This is a genomic window from Arthrobacter sp. fls2-241-R2A-200 (assembly GCF_030209745.1).
In the GTDB taxonomy this organism is placed as follows: Bacteria; Actinomycetota; Actinomycetes; order Actinomycetales; family Micrococcaceae; genus Arthrobacter.
In genome coordinates this window covers 162,206-183,370 of record NZ_JARVRJ010000017.1, presented here as the reverse complement: position 1 = coordinate 183,370, position 21,165 = coordinate 162,206, and the positions used below count along the sequence as shown (strand labels likewise).

The 21,165-nt window shown below is 63.3% G+C and carries 20 protein-coding genes; 6 read left to right on the top strand and 14 right to left on the bottom strand.

Annotated features, from left to right (window positions below; all coding sequences use genetic code 11):
- Positions 1–43: 43 nt before the first annotated feature.
- The 10 genes from QRN42_RS16600 to QRN42_RS16555 all read right to left on the bottom strand — a co-directional run bounded on the left by QRN42_RS16600 (position 44) and on the right by QRN42_RS16555 (position 10,896).
- Entirely contained in the window at positions 44–1,090 is a 1,047-nt protein-coding gene (locus tag QRN42_RS16600) for an LLM class flavin-dependent oxidoreductase (RefSeq protein WP_284980231.1), read from the bottom strand.
- 41 nt (positions 1,091–1,131) lie between these two features.
- On the bottom strand, positions 1,132–2,076 hold the full coding sequence (locus QRN42_RS16595; protein ID WP_284975446.1) for an ABC transporter permease: 945 nt from the start codon (positions 2,074–2,076) through the stop codon (positions 1,132–1,134).
- Positions 2,066–2,797 carry an ABC transporter ATP-binding protein gene (locus QRN42_RS16590; protein WP_284975447.1) on the bottom strand — a complete coding sequence of 244 codons (732 nt, stop codon included), beginning with the start codon at positions 2,795–2,797 and terminating at the stop codon, positions 2,066–2,068. Before QRN42_RS16590 ends, QRN42_RS16595 begins: the two co-directional genes overlap by 11 nt.
- 37 nt (positions 2,798–2,834) lie before the next feature.
- The gene (locus tag QRN42_RS16585; RefSeq protein WP_284980230.1) at positions 2,835–3,986 is read right to left on the bottom strand and encodes an ABC transporter substrate-binding protein; all 1,152 of its coding nucleotides are present in this window, start codon (positions 3,984–3,986) and stop codon (positions 2,835–2,837) included.
- A 203-nt stretch (positions 3,987–4,189) separates the two neighbouring features.
- Complete coding sequence (gene mmuM, locus QRN42_RS16580; protein ID WP_284980229.1) at positions 4,190–5,143, bottom strand: homocysteine S-methyltransferase; 954 nt, start codon at positions 5,141–5,143, stop codon at positions 4,190–4,192.
- Between the two features lie 18 nt (positions 5,144–5,161).
- Positions 5,162–6,592: a sulfate adenylyltransferase subunit 1 gene (locus QRN42_RS16575; RefSeq protein WP_284980228.1), complete on the bottom strand. Its 1,431-nt coding sequence runs from the start codon at positions 6,590–6,592 to the stop codon at positions 5,162–5,164.
- Complete coding sequence (gene cysD / locus QRN42_RS16570) at positions 6,593–7,552, bottom strand: sulfate adenylyltransferase subunit CysD (RefSeq protein WP_502869522.1); 960 nt, start codon at positions 7,550–7,552, stop codon at positions 6,593–6,595.
- Positions 7,549–8,295 carry a phosphoadenylyl-sulfate reductase gene (locus tag QRN42_RS16565; protein WP_284975452.1) on the bottom strand — a complete coding sequence of 249 codons (747 nt, stop codon included), beginning with the start codon at positions 8,293–8,295 and terminating at the stop codon, positions 7,549–7,551. Before QRN42_RS16565 ends, cysD begins: the two co-directional genes overlap by 4 nt.
- Positions 8,292–10,034 (bottom strand): nitrite/sulfite reductase, encoded by a 1,743-nt coding sequence (locus QRN42_RS16560; protein WP_284980226.1) that lies wholly within the window; start codon positions 10,032–10,034, stop codon positions 8,292–8,294. The genes QRN42_RS16565 and QRN42_RS16560 overlap by 4 nt, the downstream gene beginning before the upstream one ends.
- 100 nt (positions 10,035–10,134) lie before the next feature.
- Positions 10,135–10,896: a sirohydrochlorin chelatase gene (locus QRN42_RS16555; protein ID WP_284980308.1), complete on the bottom strand. Its 762-nt coding sequence runs from the start codon at positions 10,894–10,896 to the stop codon at positions 10,135–10,137.
- Between QRN42_RS16555 and QRN42_RS16550 the strand changes: the two genes are divergently transcribed.
- Together QRN42_RS16550 and QRN42_RS16545 are read left to right on the top strand one after the other, a co-directional pair.
- Positions 10,897–11,568 carry a trimeric intracellular cation channel family protein gene (locus tag QRN42_RS16550; protein ID WP_284980225.1) on the top strand — a complete coding sequence of 224 codons (672 nt, stop codon included), beginning with the start codon at positions 10,897–10,899 and terminating at the stop codon, positions 11,566–11,568.
- A 13-nt stretch (positions 11,569–11,581) separates the two neighbouring features.
- The gene (locus tag QRN42_RS16545) at positions 11,582–12,004 is read left to right on the top strand and encodes a hypothetical protein (RefSeq protein ID WP_284975455.1); all 423 of its coding nucleotides are present in this window, start codon (positions 11,582–11,584) and stop codon (positions 12,002–12,004) included.
- Between the two features lie 179 nt (positions 12,005–12,183).
- Here the strand turns inward: QRN42_RS16545 and QRN42_RS16540 are convergent, their stop codons facing one another.
- From QRN42_RS16540 to QRN42_RS16525, 4 genes are all read right to left on the bottom strand, one after another.
- Positions 12,184–13,053 (bottom strand): type IV toxin-antitoxin system AbiEi family antitoxin domain-containing protein, encoded by an 870-nt coding sequence (locus QRN42_RS16540; RefSeq protein ID WP_284980224.1) that lies wholly within the window; start codon positions 13,051–13,053, stop codon positions 12,184–12,186.
- Positions 13,054–13,561: 508 nt separating this feature from the next.
- A complete protein-coding gene (locus QRN42_RS16535; RefSeq protein WP_284975457.1) occupies positions 13,562–14,665 on the bottom strand; it encodes a polyprenyl synthetase family protein in 1,104 nt (367 codons plus the stop codon).
- A 9-nt stretch (positions 14,666–14,674) separates the two neighbouring features.
- Positions 14,675–16,018, bottom strand: coding sequence for a geranylgeranyl reductase family protein (locus QRN42_RS16530; RefSeq protein ID WP_284980223.1), 1,344 nt, complete (start codon positions 16,016–16,018; stop codon positions 14,675–14,677).
- Between the two features lie 28 nt (positions 16,019–16,046).
- Positions 16,047–16,808: a demethylmenaquinone methyltransferase gene (locus QRN42_RS16525; protein WP_284975459.1), complete on the bottom strand. Its 762-nt coding sequence runs from the start codon at positions 16,806–16,808 to the stop codon at positions 16,047–16,049.
- A gap of 91 nt (positions 16,809–16,899) precedes the next feature.
- Between QRN42_RS16525 and QRN42_RS16520 the strand changes: the two genes are divergently transcribed.
- The 4 genes from QRN42_RS16520 (at position 16,900) to QRN42_RS16505 (ending at position 21,164) form a co-directional block, all read left to right on the top strand.
- Positions 16,900–18,237 carry an isochorismate synthase gene (locus QRN42_RS16520; RefSeq protein ID WP_284980222.1) on the top strand — a complete coding sequence of 446 codons (1,338 nt, stop codon included), beginning with the start codon at positions 16,900–16,902 and terminating at the stop codon, positions 18,235–18,237.
- 196 nt (positions 18,238–18,433) lie between these two features.
- Positions 18,434–19,387: an ABC transporter substrate-binding protein gene (locus QRN42_RS16515; protein WP_284980221.1), complete on the top strand. Its 954-nt coding sequence runs from the start codon at positions 18,434–18,436 to the stop codon at positions 19,385–19,387.
- Positions 19,388–19,422: 35 nt separating this feature from the next.
- The gene (locus tag QRN42_RS16510) at positions 19,423–20,391 is read left to right on the top strand and encodes an amino acid ABC transporter permease (RefSeq protein ID WP_284980220.1); all 969 of its coding nucleotides are present in this window, start codon (positions 19,423–19,425) and stop codon (positions 20,389–20,391) included.
- Complete coding sequence (locus tag QRN42_RS16505) at positions 20,388–21,164, top strand: amino acid ABC transporter ATP-binding protein (RefSeq protein WP_284975463.1); 777 nt, start codon at positions 20,388–20,390, stop codon at positions 21,162–21,164. Before QRN42_RS16510 ends, QRN42_RS16505 begins: the two co-directional genes overlap by 4 nt.
- Position 21,165: the final 1 nt, after the last annotated feature.

Here is a 21,165-nt window from a genome sequence, read left to right as displayed (position 1 = left end):
GCAACCGCTGACGGCAAAGGCCGGGCAACCCGGACGGCAGGTTCTAGCCGACCGGGTGTCCGGCCTTCCAACCGATGGCTGGTGCGATGTGCTTGGCCACGTTGCCCAGCAGCTTGGCGTTGTAATCCACGCCAAGCTGGTTGGGAATGGTCAGGAGCACGGTATCCGCTGCCTGAACCGCGGCGTCCCGGGCGAACTCCTCCGCCAGGGTTTCGGGTTCGCCGATGTAGCTCTTCCCGAAACGGGACAACGCGCCGTCGAGAATCCCCACCTGGTCCTGGCTATCCGCCTGGGCGCGGAGACCGAAGTAGTGGTTGTCGATCTCGTCCACAATCGGGATCACGCTGCGGCTGACCGAGACCCTCGGCTCGAAGTCATGTCCGGCCGCGGCCCATGCCTCACGAAACATGTGGATCTGCTCGGCCTGCAGCTCATCGAAGGGAATGCCCGTGTCCTCCGTGAGAAGGGTGGAACTCATGAGGTTCATCCCCTGCTCTGCTGCCCAGACCGCCGTCTTGCGTGTCCCTGCACCCCACCAGATCCGCTGTGACAGTCCGGGCGATTGCGGCTGGATCGGCAACAAACCGGTTGCACCGCCCGCGTAGTGCGGATCGGCCGGGGCGACGCCATGGCCGGCAATGGCCTTCCGGAACAACGTGGTGTGGCGGCGGGCCATGTCACCTGCAGCCTCGCCGTCGGCCGGGACGTAGCCGAAGTTGCTTGCACCGTTGAGTGCCGGCTCGGGTGAACCACGGCTCACCCCGAGCTGGAGGCGTCCGTCACTGATGAGGTCCGTGGCCGCTGCTTCCTCCGCCATGTAAAGCGGGTTCTCGTAGCGCATGTCGATCACGCCGGTGCCGATCTCGATCCGGCGGGTTCTTGCTGCGATCGCGCTCAGGAGCGGAAACGGTGACGCCTGCTGCCGTGCGAAGTGATGCACGCGGAAGAACGCCCCGTCGATGCCCAGTTCCTCAGCAGCCACGGCTAGCTCGATGCCCTGTTTGAGGGCCTCACCCGCCGTGGGTACCAACGAGCCGGGGACCCGGGCCCAGTGTCCGAAGGAGAGGAAGCCTATCCGTTTCTTGTGCATGCTGGGGACAACTCATTGCGCGTCCGCAGAATTCCTCAGAACTAGCGGCTGCTGCCGGCCAAAAGTCCGCGGCGCTGCAGGAGGCGTTTCTCTATCGGCCCGAAGACGATGAGTTCGATCAGGATTCCCACGGCGAGGATCAGCAAGATAGCGGCCATGACCACCCCCATATCGGATAGCGAACGTCCTTGGTCAAGGAGCGACCCCAAGCCAAAGCCGATGGTACCGCCCACCGCGATGATCTCCGCGGCCATCAGTGAGCGCCATGAGAAGGCCCACCCCTGCTTCAGGCCGCCAATGTAGCCGGGTAATGCTGCGGGAAGAACGATCTGAAGGGCCATCTGGAACCGGTTGGCGCCCAAGACTTTGCCGACGCTCCGGTATTGCGGCGGGATTTGGTCGACGCCGGAGATCAGGCCGTTGATGATGGACGGGATGGCGCCCATGAGCACCACGAAGTACACCGTGGCGTCGGTCAGGCCGAACCAGATGATCGCTGCAGGAACCCACGCAACGGACGGAAGGACCTGCAACCCTGAGATCAACGGACCAAAGGCCCGTCGAAGCGGTGCCACCTGGGCCAGCAAAAGCCCTACCGGCGTCGCAACCACCACGGAGATGAGGAATCCGATCAGGCCGCGCTGCAGGGAGGTCCACACTGTTTCCTGGACTTTCCCCTCGCCCCACAGCGCCGACAATTGGCTGAGCACATCGAGGGGACCGGGAACCTGATCGCGTCGCTTCAAGCCCAGTGAAACGTAGAACTGCCACACAAGGATGAGCACCACCAGGGCAGCGACGGGAAGCAGAATGCGCTTCCACTCGATCCCGTGCTTACGGCCCGCGTCTGATTGCAGGTTGTCCAGGCCCGCTTCAAGATCGCGTAACTCGGACGTATTGCCCTTCAAGGACGGGGAGGTGATGCGCTCAGTGGGTTCGGTCACGGGGACGGTCCGCTCGTCGGTGGTTGTGGTCTTACTTGGCATGGCGGCGGATCTCCTCGCGAAGGCGGCGGGTAATGGTCCCGGTGAGCTCCCCCGCACGACCGGCATCCGTGCGGTGCTCTTCGGTGACGTTCCATTCGGCCACCACCCGGCCCGGTCGGGAGGACAGAAGTAACACCCGTTGGCCCAACCGGACGGCTTCACGCACGTTGTGTGTCACGAACACGATGGTCCGTCCGGTTTCCTTCCAGATGCGCTCCAGCTCGTCGTGCAGGAGGTCGCGGGTGATCGCGTCGAGCGCCGCAAACGGCTCGTCCATCAGCAACAACTGCCTGTCCTGGGCCAAGGAGCGCGCCAGGGCAACGCGCTGCCGCATGCCTCCGGAGAGTTCATGGGGCCGCTTCTCTCCGGCGCCACCGAGGTGCACCAGTTCCAGCAGTTCGGTTGCCCGCAGCCGCCGGCTCGCTTTGGTGCTGGACTTGTCCGCTAGTTGCAACGCCAGTTCGATGTTGCCGCGGGCGGTCAACCACGGGAACAAGGACGCGTCCTGGAACATGAAAGCCGCGCCGTCGCTGGGCACCTCAAGGGCGCCCGACGTCGGCCGTTCCAGTCCCGCCATGATGTTCAGCAGGGTGGACTTGCCGCAGCCGGACGCACCGAGCAGGGCCACGAACTCGCCCTGCTCGATGGTGGCGTTGACGTCGTCCAGCACCGGGGCGCCGTCGCCGAAGCGCTTGCCCAGGTTCTCGAGTACGACTGGCATGGTCCCGTCCTTCGTGGTGATTGGTGGAGTGTGGTGCTTAGTCTTGGCCGAGTCCCGCAGCGGAGGTCTTTTTGCCCTGTACCTCGTTCAAGGCGCGGAGATCGAAAATCCCGTTGATGTCAGCGGCTTTGGTCGTGCCCGTATCGACGCCGTCCTGCAGCAATTTCTTGTACGTTGCGGCGAGGGGGTCCGTGGTAAACGTGATGTTCTTCAAGGCCCGGTCAATCACGTTGGCCGCGAGCGGCTTACCCGCTGTGTCCTTGAGGACTGCGTTGATGGTGGTGGCTTTCTCGCTGGCAGAAGCCGTGTTCAGCCAGTTCACTGACTCAACGTGGCCCTTCAGGAGTGCTTTCACAGTTTCGGGGTGTTCAGCGGCGAACTTCTTGTTCACGATCAGGATGGTGGTGGTGAATTCGCCCTTGTCCCACAGATCCTTCTCGTCCACCAGGACCTTCGCCCCGGCTTCGAGGACCAGGCGGGAGGCCCAGGGTTCCGGCAGCCATGCGCCGTCGAGCTTTCCGTCTTGGAACAACTTCAGCGTCTGGGCGTTGTCGGTGGGGTTGATGGTCACATCGCCGCTGCCGTCCGGGTTGGTTTTGTAGCCCTGGTGGCCGAGCCAAGCTCGAAGGGCCACGTCCTGGGTGCCGCCGAGTTGCGGCGATGCCAGGACCTTGCCCTTGAGGTCGGCGGCCGAGTTGATCCCGGGTTTGACCACGAGTTGGGCACCGCCGGAGGCTGCGCCGGCGATGATGCTGATGGACTGGCCGTTGCTCTTGACGAAGGAGTTGATGGCCGGGTTAGGGCCGATGTAGGTCGCGTCGATAGCGCCGGCGTTCAGCGCTTCCACCGCGGCCGGGCCGGCGTTGAAGACCTGCGTGGTGAGCTTGGTGCTGCCGAGGTCCTTGGCAATGATGCCCTTGCTGATGCCAACCAAGGCCGGAGCATGGGTGACGTTGCTGAAGTAGCCGAGCCGGAGTTCGGCAGCCGGTGAAGTGGCGGCGCTCGGGGTGGCCTGGTTGTTCTGTGAGACGGCGGAGGCAACTGCGGCGCCTGCACCGATCAGCAGCACAACGCCCAGTGCGATCACGATTTCGATGGTGCGGCGGCGCTTGGCCTTGGGTGCGGTCTCACCGGCGACGATGCGGGTGGTACCTGACCCGGGTTTTTGGGGATCGGGGGTGTTCGACATGAGTGGTCCTAAGGAAGATGGAGAAATGCTGTGGGCGAGGTTCAGGCCTCGCGACATCGCCCGTCGAGGGCAAGCAAGGACCAGTCCGGAGAAGTCATGCCTTCACAGTAGGGACTGTCATATTTCCGCTTCAATCCCGCAGAAACCAAGGTTCACGCAGGGTCACTTGGCGTCATAATCACATCCGGGGCTTCCATCTGCGTTCACGCACGGTCACCTGAGGTCATAGTGGCAGCGAGGGCGGCAATGTCGCGCGGTGTGGTGCGGCAGCAGCCCCCGATGAGCCGGGCACCACGGTCCAGCCAGTCAGCGGCGTTTCCTGCCAAAGTTCCGTTGCCTTGGACACCAGCCGAGGGGCCCCATGTCTTGGTCACGGCGTCGTAGGTCTCCCCCGAGTTCGGGTACGCCACCAGGGGCGCATCGGTGGCTTCCTGCAAAGTGCCCAAAGCCGCGGTCACGAGCTCCAGCGGCACGCAGTTAACCCCGACGGCGGCCACGCGCGGTTCCGCGCGCAGCAGCGCTGCCACCTCCGCCAACGGTGTTCCATCACTGATATGGCCACCATCCCGCAGCGTAAACGTGAACCAGGATTCGACGTCGAACTCCGCCACGAGGGACAGCACCGCCTCCGTTTCGGCGAACGAGGGAAGCGTCTCGCAAGCCAGGAAATCCGCACCAGCCCCTACCAGCGCGGCAATGCGTGGGCGATGGAAGTCGCGGAACTCGGCAGGCGAAAGGGTGTAGTCGCCGCGGTACTCAGAACCATCAGCCAGATAGGCGCCATAGGGGCCTACGGAACCGGCCACCAGCAAAGGACGCCGCGTTTGGTGAACGGCGAGGTACTCCTGCCGTGCTTCATCGGCCAGCCGTACACTCAGCGCCACCAAATCCAGAGCCTCCGCCTCGGCGAGCCCACGCCGTGCAAAACCCTGCGGCGTGGCCTGGTAACTGGCTGTAATCGCAACGGAAGCACCGGCGTCGAAATAGTCCCGGTGTACCTGTTTGATGAGGTCCGGCTGCTCCAACAGGACCTTCGCTGACCACAGCGCGTCCTCCAGGTCGCAGCCGTGGGCTTCGAGCTCGGTGGCCAAGGCACCGTCCAAGACCAGGTCGTTCCCGGCTGACAGGAGAGTGCTGAGGGTGGTGTTCTGTGGCATGTGCGCTACGTACGGACCCTAGATGACATAACGTTCGTCTTCGTGGTCCCCGGGGTGGTCCTTCACCAGGCCTGCGGCCAACGTGTTGCCGTCCAACGGGTCGATCACCAGGAACGCCCCGGTACGGCGGTGATGCAGGTAGTTCTCCAACGGCAGCGCAGCCGAGAGCCGCAGCTGGGCGTGTCCGATGTCGTTGAGCTCCAAGCTGGACGCGGGTTCCACGTTGAAGGTGGCCAAATCCAGCTTGCCGCTCACTGCACGGACCAACGCCTGCACGGTACGGGTGCCGTGCTTCACCAAAACTTTCTGGCCTTCGCGCAGGGGCTTGGGCGAGAGCCAGCAGAGCGAGGCGTACAGGTCCGCGGTGCTTTCTCGGACAGTGCCTGCAGCGGCAATCGTGTCACCACGGGCGACGTCGATCTCGTCGGCCAAGCGGATGGCGACGGACTGCGGAGCAGCAGCTTCCTGGAGGGAGCGGCCGGCGAAATCGATGCCGATCACCGACGTCGTGCGCGGTTCGTGGCCCGGGGTCAGGACGGTGACTTCGTCTCCGAGCTTGACCGAGCCCTCAGTGATCTGGCCTGCGTAGGCACGGTAGTCGCGGTACGCCTCGACGTCGAGCCCGGCTGCGACGGCGTCAGGAGCCAAGGCGCCTTGGGGACGGATCACCAGCTGCACCGGGAAGCGGAAGCTCTCCAGGTCGGCCTCGAGCTCGTCGGCTGCAGGAAGGGTTTCGAGGACCTCCAGCAACGCTGGGCCGCTGTACCAAGGGGTGCGCTCGGAGCGATCCACCACGTTGTCGCCGTCCAGCGCCGAAACAGGCACCACAAATAGATCCGTCACACCGCTCGCGTTTGACTGTTCACGGCCCAAGCCAAGTTCGCGGGCCACCTTCTGAACATCTGCTTCGATGTCGCGGTACACCTGCTCGCTGAAGTCCACCAGGTCGATCTTGTTCACGGCCACAATCACGTGGGCAACGCGGAGCAACTGCAGCACGGAAAGGTGCCGGCGGGTCTGCTCAAGCACACCCTTGCGGGCGTCAATGAGCACGACGACGGCATCCGCGGTGGACGCGCCCGTGACCGTGTTCTTGGTGTACTGAACGTGGCCGGGGCAGTCCGCCAGGATGAAGCTGCGGCGGTCTGTGGCGAAGTAGCGGTAGGCGACGTCGATCGTGATGCCCTGCTCGCGCTCGGCGCGGAGGCCGTCGGTGAGGAGCGCAAGGTCGATCGCCCTTGTTCCGGTGGCGTTCTCGCCGCCGAAACCGCGGTCCGCGGAGGTGCGGGCAACGGCGTCGAGCGTGTCGGCAAGGATCGCCTTGGAATCGTGAAGGAGCCGGCCCACCAAAGTGGACTTGCCGTCGTCGACCGATCCGGCAGTGGCGAAGCGGAAAAGGGTGGTGGGCAGGGCTGTTTCCAGCCCGGCAGCCAAAGTTTCGGTGCTCATTTAGAAGTAGCCGTCCTTCTTGCGGTCTTCCATGGCGGCCTCGGAGATGCGGTCATCTGCTCGGGTGGCGCCACGTTCGGTCAGGGTGGAGGCGGCGACTTCAACAACGACGTCGGCCACGGTGCGGGCGTCGGACTCGACGGCACCGGTGCAGGACATGTCACCCACAGTGCGGTAGCGCACCAGTTTGGTGATGACTTCCTCGTCCGGGCGCGGCTGGGAAACTTCGCCCACTGCGCGCCACATGCCATCACGGGCGAAAACGTCACGCTCGTGCGCGTAGTACAGACCGGGGAGCTCGATGTTCTCGCGTTCGATGTACCGCCAGATGTCCAGCTCGGTCCAGTTGCTGATGGGGAACGCCCGGACGTGCTGGCCCACGGTGTGGCGGCCGTTGTACAGGTTCCACAGCTCGGGCCGCTGGTTGCGCGGATCCCACTGGCCGAACTCGTCACGGAGGCTCAGGATGCGCTCCTTGGCGCGGGCCTTGTCCTCATCCCGACGACCACCACCGAACACGGCGTCGAACTTGTTCCGCTGGATAGCGTCCAAGAGCGGAACGGTCTGCAGCGGGTTGCGGGTGCCATCGGCCCGCTCGGCCAACTCGCCGCGGTCGATGAACTCCTGCACCGAGCCGACCACCAGTTTCAGGCCGAGGCGCTCAACCGTGCGGTCACGGAAGTCGATAACTTCAGGGAAGTTGTGGCCGGTGTCCACGTGCAGAACAGGGAAAGGCACCTTGCCCGGCCAGAATGCCTTGGTGGCCAGGTGCAGCATGACCACGGAGTCCTTGCCGCCGGAAAACAGTAGCGCAGGCTTCTCGAACTCGGCGACGACTTCGCGGATGATATGGATGGCCTCGGACTCGAGCGTGTCCAGGCTGCTCAGGCGGGTCGACTGCAGAGCCGCAGCAGCAGCTACCGCCCCGGGAGTGGGCGCATTGGTTGTTTGGGTGCTCATGTGTGTAGTCCGCATTCTGTCTTGTCGGATCCTGCCCATCGGCCTGCGCGGGGATCTTCGCCCGGGGCCACTTTGCGGGTGCAGGGCTGGCAGCCGATGGACGGGTAGCCCTGGCTCAGGAGGGGGTTGACGGGAAGGATGTTGTCCTCGGAGTACTCCACCAACTGGTCAAACGTCCAGTCGACCATGGGGTTCACTTTGACCAGGCCGAAGCCCTCGTCCCAGGTAACCACCGGAGTGTTGGTGCGGGTGGGGGCTTCATCGCGGCGGACACCGGTGAACCAGGCCTCGTAGCCGGAAAGTGACCGGCGGAGCGGCTGCACCTTGCGGAGCGCGCAGCACTGGGCGGCATCCCGGGCGAACAAGTCCTTGCCCAGCAGGCGGTCTTGCTGTTCAACCGTGGTCTCGGGAAGGACGTCCACTACGTTGACGCGCAGATTCGCCGCAACTTCGTTACGGGTCTCGTACGTTTCCTTGAAGTGGTAGCCCGTGTCGAGGAACAAGACGTCGACGCCGGGAAGCTGGTCCGCGACCAAGGCGGGCAGGACGGCGTCGGCCATGGAGCAGGCGACGGTCACCGCGGGCAGCTCGAAGTTACGGGCTACCCACGCGATGACGTCCCTCGCCGGGGCGTTCCAGCCGAGCTCTGCGGCGCCGGCTTCGGCCAAGGCCTTGAGCTCTTCGTGTGAACGCAGCGCGGGCCGGGGTGCCGGAGTCGGGGCGACGGCCCGGGAAGCGGTCACTGAAGGTCTCCTTCATCTGCGGCGAGTGCCCACTCTGCGAAGGTCTGGCCCTCGGCGCCGTCGGCCACGAACTTACGGACAACGCGCTCCACGTAGTCGGGCAGGTTTTCCACTGTGACCTTGAGGCCGCGGACGGTACGTCCCAGGCCGGCTTCCTCGCGCTCGTTGTTGGCCAGCCCGCCACCGAGGTGGACTTGGAAACCCGGGGTGGGGTCGCCGTCGGGCGTCGGCAGCATCATGCCCTTGAGGCCGATGTCGGCGGTCTGGATACGAGCGCAGGAGTTCGGGCAACCGTTGATGTGGAGAGACAGTGCCTGGGGCAGTTGCTTGGTCTCCACGAGATCGGCCAGCCGGCGTTCCAGTTCAGCAATGGCAGTTGCCGCGGTGACCTTGGTTTCCACGATGGCCAGCTTGCAGAACTCGATGCCGGTGCACGCGATGGTGCCGCGGCGGAACACGGAGGGTCGGGCCGAGAGGCCCAAGGTGTCCAGCTCGGCGACAAGCGGTTCCACCTGCTCTTTGGCCACGTCAAGGATGACGAGCTTCTGGTGAGGAGTAGTGCGCAGGCGGTAGGAACCGTGCTTTTCCAAGGTATCGGCCAGCGTGACCAAGGCCTCGCCGGACGTCCGTCCCACGGTGGGCGTCATGCCGATGAAGAACTTGCCGTCCTTCTGCTCATGGACGCCGATGTGGTCACCGGGAGACGTCGGCTTGGGAGCGGCCGGGCCATCAGGAAGCTTGAAACCGAGGTATTCGTCTTCAAGGATCTGGCGGAACTTGGCCGGTCCCCAGTCGTTCATGAGGAACTTCAGGCGTGCTTTGGTGCGCATGCGGCGGTAGCCGTAGTCGCGGAAGATGCTGGTGACACCGAGCCACACTTCAGCGGCGACGTCGGCCGAGACAAACACGCCCAGCCGTTCCGCCAAGCGCGGGTTGGTGGAGAGGCCACCGCCGACCCAGAGGTCATAACCGGCACCCAGCTCAGGGTGGATGACGCCCACCAAGGCGAAGTCGTTGATCTCATGGACCACGTCCTGGGACGGGTGCCCGGTGATGGCCGTCTTGTACTTGCGAGGCAGGTTTGCCAGCTCAGGATCGCCGATGAAGCGCTCGGCGAGTTCGTTGATGATCGGCGTCGGATCGATGATCTCGTCCTTGGCGATCCCGGCAACCGGCGACCCTAGAATGACGCGGGGAACATCGCCGCAAGCCTCGGTGGTGGACAGGCCGATCGATTCCAGGCGGCGCCAGATCTCCGGCACATCCTCAACGCGGATCCAGTGCAACTGGATGTTTTGGCGGTCAGTCAGGTCTGCAGAGCCGCGGGCAAAGTCCACGGAAATTTGGCCGATGACACGAAGCTGCTCAGTGGTCAGCGCGCCGCCGTCAATGCGCACACGCAGCATGAAGTACTTGTCTTCGAGCTCGTGCGGTTCAAGCGTTGCGGTCTTGCCGCCGTCGATCCCGGGCTTGCGTTGCGTGTAAAGGCCCCACCACCGGAAGCGCCCGTGCAGATCCGTGCCTTCAATGGAGTCGAAACCCTCTTTGGAGTAGACAGATTCAATGCGTTCACGGACGTTCAGCCCGTTATCGTCCTGTTTCCACGTTTCGTTGGCATTGAGGGGCGTGGTGCCATCAACCTTCCACTGGCCGTGGGGCTTGGCGGCGGGACGGGTGCGCGCCGGGCGGGACGGGACTGCGGTGTCCGCCGACGCACCGGCTACAGCTGTATCTGTCATGCATCGACTGTAGGTCCGGCCAGATTTCGTCAGCAAAGGTCCGGAAACGCTAAGTCACCTAGGGAAACATTTCGTCATGAACGCGCCGGAGGCCTTGCATTTACGAAGTGACCACGCCGTCAAACCGTTCCAACGCGATCTCCGATAACACCAGTGAGGGCAGCAGCGGAGCAGTCACGACGTCGGCGCCGGCCTTGGCCAACTGATCGTGGAAATAGCCTGTTGCCAGGAGGTAGGAGGCGATGAAGACCCTGCCTGGTGTGCCGTCGGCGGCGAGTTCGGCACGCAAGGCGGCGACGCCGTCGGGCACTGTTGGCTGGGCACTGGCACCATAGGCGACGCGGACCTTGTTGGGCAGCAGCTTGGCCAGGAGCCGTCCTTGCTCCTCCGAGTCCACCGAGCCGTCGGGAAGTGACGATCCGGCGGCAGCCAGCAGCACGCCGTCGTTCTCCCCCAGGCCGGCAGCGCGCAGGTGGCTGGCGAGCAGCTCGGCCAAGCGCGGGTCCGGACCCAACGGCCTGGCGGCCACTACTTCCGGGCGGCCCGAAATCGCCTTGGGGACGTCCACTTTGACGTGGAAGCCGGTAGACAGCAGAAGCGGCACGACGACGGCGGCAGCCCCCTCGGGCAGGGCCGCCACCACGGCGGAAAGCTCCGGTTCCTGCACGTCCACGTAGGCCTCCAAGACCTTCAAACCGGGACGCGCGGCCTCAATCTCCGCCATGACCTGACGGATGGCGGCTTGGCCGGCGGCATTCCGGGTTCCGTGGGCGCAGGCGATCAAAACGGGGCTGTTCATGGGAGCTAGCGTAACGTTGAGCAAGCATCTGTTCAGAGCCGCACCCAGAAAGAACCCGTTCAGTTGATTCCCATTGACATTGTCCTTCTGTGGCTCGACTTGGTCGGCGTCTTCTTCTTTGCGGTGTCCGGTTCCCTGCTTGCCGCCCGCAAACAATTCGACATCGTGGGCTCGGTGCTGTTGGCATCCCTCGTGTCGCTGGGCGGCGGCGTCATCCGGGACATCATTCTCAATGCCGGGCCGCCAATTGCCTTCACCAACCCTGCGTACCTGGCCCCGCCCCTTCTCGCCGCGATGCTGGTCTACTTCCTTTTCTCCTCCGTCCAGCGGTTTACGTCCCTTTTGACCCTGTTCGACGCCGGCGGGTTGGCCCTGTTCTGCATCACCGGGACGCTGAAGGCGCTAACCGCCGGCATGAATCCTGTCGCCGCGATCCTGCTCGGCGTGACCACGGCGGTGGGTGGCGGCATGCTGCGCGACATCACGGCCAACGAGATTCCTACCTTGTTCAACAACCGGGATATCTACGCGTTGCCTGCCTTTGTGGGGGCCGGCCTGACCACGTTGTTGTGGCATCTGGGCTTCTTCAGCGGAGTGACCGCTTGCGCCGTGGCCGCCGTCGTCTTCGCTTTCCGCGTCACGGCCTGGCGACGCAGTTGGTATGTGCCGTTGGCTGTCCGCGGATGGCACCGCACCGGCAGCGGTCCCAGCGCAATTTCGGGTGCCCGGGATTAGCTAGGATAAGAGCATGACTGACATGTTCCTCGAGAAGTTCCGCGCGCTGGTCCCAAAGTATCTCGAGGATGAATGGCAGGAAGAGGACGGCCTGACGCCGGACGAACTCGATGACGCCCTCGCCGAACACTCCTTCACCATCCCCCTGGTTTTGCGCGAGTTTTACCAGGCATTGGGTGGCTGCGAGGATCTCATGGAGGCTTACCACTACTTCTGGGACCCCGAAGAGCTCGAGGTGGACGACGAAGGCTTCCTGATGTTCCTCGAGGACGAGGACGAGCAATTCACCTGGGGCTTCCGCACCGCCGATCTCAGCATCCCGGACCCCATCGTTTGGCGCCGTAACAACGCCCGTGGCCAGTGGAAGAGCGAAGAAGGAACGTTCTCGGAATTCGTGTTCGACATGTTCGAGTGGGCGTTCAACGACGAAGACTAAGTTTCACTTTTCAGCAGCCCCTGCGCGCCCTTTACCGGGTTGCCGGGGGCTGTTTTGCTGGGGGACTCGTACGGCCACCACCCACTTTCATTTCGACCCGGCCCCGACACGCGGTTCAGGGTGCGTGTCGCCAGCAGTTTATGGCCAAAGTTGGTGGTGGCGGTACGGAAGCAAGGGATTTACGACGGCGGAACCCACCCGGGCGCGTATCTCGCCGGCGCGTAGCGTCCACCCTCCCTGTTGCGAAGAACTGCGAGGACCTCGGCAACCATCCGCTCAGGATGATGAACGACGTCGGCGTAGTAGTACCGGAGGGTCAGCAGGCCGCCGCGTAGGCCCGCGTTATTCCTGTACTGGTCCTTCTTGACCTGTTTCCCCTCAAGGTGCGTGCCGCCGTCGAGTTCAACCACCAGGCATTCGTTGACCAAGCAGTCCACCTCCCCCACCCCGGCCAATGGCACGTGCATGCGCACTCGCAAGCCCGCCCTTGCAAAGTGGGCGTGGGCCAGCACTTCCAAGAGGGAGTCGGCCCGGGGCAGGACCAAGTCCAGGGTTTTTCGGATCCTGCCATTCCTGTTGCCGGGCAGCTTCGACTTCAGGAATTCCGTCGACAGGAGTGCCCGGCTGATTGCGCTCTGCACCATCACGAGCGATTCCAGCTCCGGAAGGCACCTGAGGGCGTGCAGCAAGACATCGGCCACCCCGGCGACGGGCATGTATGGGTGGCGCGGGTGTAGGCATGCTCCATGATGGATCACGTGCCGCCGCTTCTTGCCGGTGCTGCAGCTGAGGTGCAGATCTTCGTCCCCGTGCAAGGTCCACAGTCCGTAAAAGCGTGCCGCGGAAAGGCATGTGATCAAGCCGTCCGCCCTAAAAGCAGCAACGACGTCGGGCGCTGCGCCTTCAACTACGTAGACGCCGCGATGCAGCCTAAGAATTGAACCTGCCTCCAACGCGGCTGCCACGGTCCGACGAGTGAATCCCGCTTTTCGCAGCGAGTCCATGGTGGCAGCGCCGTGCCGAGTACGCAGGAATTGTGTGATGTCCATATGCCAAGGCTTGGGTCCTGAGCAGCCAGACGGGGACGAGAATAGTCGTATGTGGACAACCGCCGTGTACTTCCACCACCAACTTTGAAGGCCAACCTGGCTGCGACACACCCTTGGCGCGGCGTGTCCTTGGCACTCGAAATTCAAAGTTGGTGGAGGGGGATTTGCGTCTTCAGTAAACCCCCTGCGGCAGCGAAAGAATTGTTGACCCAGTGAGTTGCATATGTGACAGGACTGTCATAAGCTTTTCACGGATCCACTAAATGCCTCCGGTGGTTCTGATGCGAACGGAGATTGTGGTCCCGGTTCGGTGCAGCGTATGACTCGTAACGTTGCAGCGACCCGGGGCCATTCCGTTTAAGCGCCATCAAAAGAAGCGCCACGAAAAGATAGGTCCAGCTCAAAGGACCCAGGATCCTTGCACACAGAAAAACAGGCGCCCGGCCCATGGATGGGTCCGAACGCCTGCCGCGTCAAAGTTTGCGGGAAATCCGCGTGAAAAATGGGACTAGCTGCTGCGGTCCACCACTGCGTGCGCAAAGTTGGTCAACGACGCTTTGACAACGCCCTCCGGCAACGGCGCCAAAGCGGCGACGGCCTCGGCGGACCACTGGCGGGCGATCTTCCAGGACTCCTGGGTGACTGGGTGCTCGCGTAAACCGGCCACAGCTTCGGCCAGGGCCTCATCGGAGGAGAGGTCGCCATCGATCAGTCCCAAGAGCGCAGTTGCCGAGGCATCTCCAGCGGCGGCGTCGCGACGCAGCAGCAGCACGGGCAAGGTTGGCACTCCCTCGCGAAGGTCGGTGCCCGGGGATTTACCGGACTTGACCTTCACACCGGTGACGTCGATGACGTCGTCGGCGAGTTGGAAGGCCACGCCTACCTTTTCCCCGTACTCCACCAGCAGGTCTTCGAAGTCAGGATCGGCCCCGGCGAAGATCGCACCCAGCTGTCCCGAGGCAGCGACCAGCGAACCAGTCTTGTCTGCGATGACGGACAGGTAGTGGTCCACGGGATCTTCGTCTTCACGCGGGCCAACGGTTTCATGCAGTTGGCCCAGGCAGAGCCGCTCGAAGGTCCGGGCCTGAATGCCGAGCGCGCGGGATCCGAGCTCGGACACCAGAATGGAGGCGCGGGCAAAGATGAGGTCGCCGGTGAGGATGGCCACCGAGTTGCCCCACACTTCATGGGCTGTGGGAGCGCCGCGACGGAACGGCGCGGAGTCCATCACGTCGTCGTGGTACAGCGTGGCCAGATGGGTCAGTTCAACCACGACGGCGGCCTGGACTACCTCGGGACGCGAGGCATCGCCGAGGTGTGCGCAGAGCAAGGTCAGCAGTGGACGGATGCGTTTGCCGCCGGCTTCCACCAGGTGACGCGACGTTGCATCAGCCAGGGGGTCGGAGTTGGAGATGGCTTCGCGGAGCTTCTTTTCCACCCGTGCAAGGTTGGTGGTGATAGCCGGACCGAGCTCGGCATCCCCGGCGATGGCGGCAAAACCCGCGGGTAGCTGGAGGCCCGTGGCAATCGCAGTGGTGTTGAGGGAAGGCTCATTGGACTCGGGCAGGCCGTGCCCGGCATGCGTCCAGCTGTGTTCGGCAGAATTCGTCACGGCTTAACCCTAACTAGTTGTTGCGGAAACCGCGGTGTCGGAGCCGGCTGCCTGAAAAGAGCGGGCTGAAGAGGTATTGGAGGTGGGCGGCACCAGTAGCTCAAGAACCCTGATGACCCGGTCTTCGAAGCCCTTTGCGGAAGGGTCCGTGAGGTTGGCGAGCATGCGCACCACAAAGCGCATCAACACAGGAATGGGCATGCCTGTGCGCAGCGCAAGCTTCATCACCGCGGGCTTACCAATGAGTGAGGCGAAGAGCCGGCCCAACGTGAAGTGCGATCCCCACTGGTCCCGCACATAGTCCGCGTACCGCGCAAGGTGCGCATCGGCGTCGTGCGTGGTCCAGCCGGCCGACACCGAGCGGGAGGAAGCGTCAATGATGAACTCTGCCGCGAACCGGGCCGATTCCATCGCGTAGGAGATGCCCTCGCCATTGAACGGTGACACCATGCCGCCGGCATCGCCCAGCAGCAGCAGCCCGGGCGAGTAATGCGGCGTGCGGTTGAAGCCCATGGGCAGCGCAGCGCCGCGGATCTCCCCCACTTGGTTCGCGGGCGTGAAGCCCCATTCAGGGGGCATTCCGGCGGTCCATTCGCGGAGGACCTGTTTGTAGTCGAGCTTGCCGAATTCCTTGGAGGAGTTCAGGATGCCGAGTCCCACATTGGACGTGCCATCGCCCACCCCGAACACCCAGCCGTAACCGGGCAGCGGTTTCCCGGACTTTCCAGGAAGCTCAAGCCACCCTTCCATCCAGTCGTCGTCATGCCGGGGCGAGGTGAAGTAGGTGCGGACGGCCACGCCCAGCGGGCGGTCGTCGCGTTTTTGCATCCCGAGCGACACTGCGGTCCGGGTTGAGTTTCCGTCTGCGGCGAGTACGACGTCGGCATGGAAGTCCCGCGTTTGCCCCGTCTTACGTCCGGACTCATCGAGGATTGCGGCACGGGCACCGATCACCCTGCCGTCTTCATCCTGCAAGGCCGTGGTCACGCTGTGGTGTTCAAGCACGACGGCGCCCGCGGCCTGGGCGTGGCGGGCCAGTGACTCGTCGAAACCGAGACGGGTGCGGATCAGGCCATACGTGGGAAAGTCGGCGACTTCCGGCCACGGCAGTTCGATGGTGCGGCCGCCGGCAATCAGGCGCAGGCCCTTGTTCCGGCGCCACCCCTGCTCCGCAGCGTGGGGCAGCCCGAGCTTTTGGATCTCGCGGACCGCGCGCGGCGTGAGTCCGTCTCCGCAGACCTTTTCACGGGGAAAAGCGGTCTTCTCCAGCACGGTGACATCTATGCCGGCCGTCGCGAGGTAATACGCAGCGGTGGACCCGGCTGGCCCGGCGCCAACAATCAGTACTTTCACGTCGTCCTAAATCAGCAGGCGAAAAAAGTCATCCGGCCTGGTGGCGCGGCTTGATGTGGCGGCGCAACTTGGCCACCGGAACGCTTTCACGATGCTCGGCAGGCTTCTGCGCCCGGTGCACGGCAACGATTCCGCCACTGAGGTTGCGGTACGTAATGTCCGTCCAGCCGGCATCACTGAGCCATTGGGCGAGGTTGTCCTGGTCCGGCCAAGCGCGGATGGATTCGGCAAGGTACACGTAGGCGTCCGGGTTGGAGGACACTTTGGTTGCGATGGCCGGCAGCGCACGCATCAGGTATTCGGTGTACAGGTTGCGCCAGAGCGGAACCACGGGATGGGAGAACTCGGCGATGACCAGCCGGCCGCCGGGCTTGGTGACGCGCAGCATCTCTTCCAAGGCCTTGCGGGGCTCCACGACATTGCGCAAACCGAAGGAGATGGTGGAGGCATCGAAACTGTTGTCAGCGAACGGCAGGTTCGTCGCGTCCCCGGCGATGAAGTCGATGTCCGGCCGACGGCGTTTACCCACCTTAAGCATTCCGAGGGAAAAGTCACACGCCACTACGTCTACGCCGGCGTCCGCATAGGGTTCGCTGGACGTGCCCGTTCCGGCAGCAAGGTCCAGGACCTTTTGGCCCACCTTGACATCCATGGCGTCCACAACGATGCGGCGCCAACGCCGTGTCTGCCCCATGGACAGGACATCATTGACGACATCGTATTTTGGGGCGACATCATCAAACATCGTCGCAACTTCGTCCGGACGCTTTTCCAAGGATGCTCGGTTCACCCTGCAATTGTCTCAGACATTCAGCGGACTTTGCTGCGCTGTAGAAGAAGGGTCAAGTTCTTCCTGAACCCGGGAGTAGTGTAGTTCCATCATGACGAGCACGCTCCGCACTTTGACAGTCCCCCTCGATGTTGATTCATCCTCCGGGGGGCTGCCGTCGTTTCTGGTCCGGGACGACGTCCTGTGCTGGTCCAGGCGGGAGAACGGACTGGTGGGATTCGGTGAGCTGGCGCGGTTCACAGCCTCCGGTCCTGACCGTTTCCTTGAGGCCGATATCTGGTGGCGCCACCTCGTGATCGAGGCCGACGTCACCGATGCCGTGGAACTGCCCGGCACCGGCCCGGTGGCCTTCGGCTCCTTTGCCTTCTCCAAGACGTCAGCGTTCGAATCGGGCCTTGTCCTTCCTGAAATCGTGGTCGGGATCCGGGACGGGAAGTCGTGGCTCACGCAGCTAACCCTCGACGACGTCGAACTCACCGAAGCGGGAGCCCTCGCCGCTTTGGCTGGCTGGCTTCGCACGCACCAGGACGACGACGACGACGCGTCACCATTCGTGGACCTGTCACCTGTAACTGCGGACGGAACCGCCACCTTGGCGAGCGGTTCGCTCAGCGAAGCGGACTGGAAGCAGGCGGTCGCCGACGGTGTGGCGCAGATTCGCACCGGCAAGCTGGAAAAGCTGGTGCTGGCGCGCGACGTCGTGGCAACCCTGCCTCACGGTGTCAAAGCCGCCAAGGTCCTGCAGCAATTAGCCAGCCGATACCGCGAATGCTGGACGTACGGTGTGGACGGCCTCGTGGGTGCTACTCCGGAAATGCTCATCCAGGTGGAGGGCCGGACCGCACAAGCACGCGTCCTGGCCGGAACGTTGGATCGGCGCGACGCTGAAGGCATCGACGGCTCACCCATGGAATACGCGGAACGCGTCTTGGCAGGGTCGGAGAAACAACGCCACGAGCATGAGATTGCGATCCAATCACTGACCACACAGCTTGCCCCTTTCTCTGAGGCGATGAACGCGCACAGCGAACCGTTCATTCTGGAACTGCCCAACGTGTGGCATCTGGCCTCAGACGTCAAGGCCGAACTGGCCGACGTCGAAGGGCATGTCCCCACGTGCCTGGCACTGATTAACGCCCTTCATCCCACAGCCGCAGTGTGTGGAACACCCACGCTGGTGGCAGGTGAACTGATCCGCGAACTGGAACACATGGACCGCGGCCCGTACGCGGGGCCGGTAGGTTGGCTCGATGCCGCGGGCAACGGCGAATGGGGAATTGCCCTGCGCGGTGCCATCATCGAAAGCCCCACCAGCGTCCGGCTGTATGCGGGATGCGGAATCGTTGAAGGCTCAGTTCCCGAGGCCGAACTCGCCGAGACGTGGGCCAAATTCCGTCCGATGCTCGAATCGCTGGGCATCAACAGCTGAATTACGCCCCACCGGAGCCTGCCTCCGGCCTGCGGAACTGTCTGGAATGCGAGACAATAGCCTCGTCGTGGGTCTTGATTTTTCACTAAGCTAGTTATCCAATAGTAAAACTTAGTTTTCTGTGACGCACATCTCACGTTCGGCGTTACACTATGAACCGATTAGTTTCGCATCCGCTGCAACAAAAGGTAAGAAAATGCAGAAATCCCGTTCGCTTCCGGTCACTTCGACGCTCAAGGCTGCTGCAGTCATTGCAATCGGTGCTCTGGCACTGACCGGCTGCACCAATGCCTCGCAAGCTGGCCCTTCGAGTGCCGCTTCGGCTTCCGGGGGCGCCAACGCAAGCTTCGACCCCACCACCATTACCAAGGACGATGCTTTGGCAGCCATGGTCCCTGCGGCCTTGAAGTCCAAGGGAACCCTGACCGTTGGTTCGGATACCTCTTACGCTCCGGCGGAGTTCCTCGGTGCCGATGGACAGACTCCGGTGGGTTACGACGTCGACATCGCCAAGGCGATCGGTGCCACCTTGGGCCTCAAGGTTCAGGTGCAGACCGCAGAGTTCACCGGCATCCTTCCGGCCCTTGGCCCTAAGTACGATCTCGGCATTTCTTCCTTCACGATCAACCCTGAGCGCCTCGGGGCCGTCAACATGGTGAGTTACTTCAACGCCGGCACCGCCTGGGCTGTGCAGAAGGGCAACCCGAAGAAGTTCTCCCTCGATGACGTCTGCGGCAAGTCCATCGGCGTCCAGACCGGCACCGTCCAGGAAGACCCTGACCTGTCGGGCCGCAACAAGAAGTGCGCAGCTGACGGCAAGCCTGCCATCAACATCGTCACCCTCAAGAACCAGACCGACGTCACCACGCGCCTGGTGAACGGCAGCATCGACGCCATGGCAGCGGACTCCCCCATCATCGGCTACGCCTTGGCCCAGACCAACGGCCAGCTCGAAAAGCTCGGGGATGTCTACGACGCCGCTCCCCAGGGTATTGCCGTGGCAAAGTCCGACACCGCCCTCGCCGCCCTCATCCAGAAGACGCTGACCAAGCTCATGGCTGACGGTTCCTACAAGAAGATCCTCACCGGCTGGGGCAACGCCGAAGGCGCCATCACCACCTCCGAGGTAAACCCGGCGGTCAAGTCTTGAGTATTCCCGCCACCGATCACAAATCAGGTGCACACATGGACCACCATGGAGGCAACAAAGCCCCGGTACTGAACGATTCAGTCCCGGTCAGGCACCCGGGGCGGTGGATCAGCGCACTGGTCATCCTTGGCCTGCTGGCCTTGATGATCCAGAGCGTGGTCACCAACACCAACTTCCGTTGGGATGTTGTGGGCACGTACATCCTGGACACCAAGGTGGTACAGGGCGTCGGCTGGACGCTCCTGCTCACCGTGGCCTCCATGGTCATCGCAATCGTCCTCGCCATCCTGCTGGCCGTCATGCGCCAGTCCGACAACCCGGTCCTGCGGTACACCGCATGGCTCTGGGTCTGGTTCTTCCGCGGAACCCCTGTGTACACGCAGTTGGTGTTCTGGGGCCTGGTGGCCGTTCTCTACCCGAAGATCAGTGCCGGGGTGCCGTTCGGTCCCGAACTGTTCAGCGTTGACACCAACACCGTCATCACCGCCCTCGTGGCTGCGATCCTGGGCTTGGGCCTGAACGAATCGGCGTACCTGGCGGAGATTTTCCGTGCCGGCCTGAAATCCGTGGACAAGGGACAGACCGAAGCCGCCGAAGCCCTGGGCATGAGCAATGCCAAGATCATGTGGCGGATCATCCTGCCCCAGGCCATGCGCATCATCGTCCCCCCGACGGGCAACGAGACCATCGGCATGCTCAAGACCACCTCCCTGGTTCTGGCCGTGCCGTTCACCCTGGACCTGACGTTCGCCACCAACGCATTGGCCAACCGGATCTACCTTCCGGTGCCGCTGCTGATCGTGGCCGCTATCTGGTATCTGGTCATCACCAGCCTGCTCATGGTGGGTCAGCACTACATCGAGGCCTACTACGGCAAGGGTGTAGACAACCTGGCCCCTGCAGTCATCAACCCTGCAGCAGCAAAGGCTTCAGCCGCGATGGCACCCAGCGCCGCAGCAGAACCGTCTTTGATGATGGACGACCCCGAGGATGAGGCAGAATGAGCACCACCACCGACAAACCCCTGGTGCGCATCGAAGGGCTTCACAAGTACTTCGGCCCGCACCACGTGCTCCGCGGCATTGACCTGACCGTCAACCAAGGCGAAGTATCGGTAGTCATCGGGCCGTCCGGTTCCGGCAAATCCACCATGCTCCGCTGCGTGAACCTCTTGGAGAGCATCAGCGCCGGACGCATCTCCGTGGGCGATCAACTGATCGGCTACCGCGAAGTCAACGGCCGCCTCCACGACCTGAAAGTCAAGGAGATCGCTGCGCAGCGCCGGGAGATCGGCATGGTGTTCCAGCGTTTCAACCTGTTCCCGCACAAGACAGCGCTGTACAACGTCATGGAAGCTCCCGTGCAGGTCAAGGGAAAGAACAAGGGCGCAGCCAAAAAGCAGGCCCTTGAACTCCTGGACCGGGTGGGCCTGGCTGACCGCGCCAACCACTACCCCGGCCAGCTTTCAGGTGGCCAGCAGCAACGTGTGGCGATCGCCCGGGCCCTGGCCATGGAACCGGAACTGATGCTCTTCGACGAGCCCACCTCCGCACTGGACCCCGAGCTGGTGGGCGACGTCCTGAACGTGATGAAAGACCTGGCAAAGTCCGGAATGACCATGATCGTGGTAACCCACGAGATCGGCTTCGCCCGCGAAGTGGGCGACCGGCTCACCTTTATGGACGGCGGGGTGGTCGTCGAATCCGGTGACCCCCGGGAGATCATCGCCAACCCCCAGCACGCGCGGACCAAGGAATTCCTGAGCCGCGTTCTGTAGC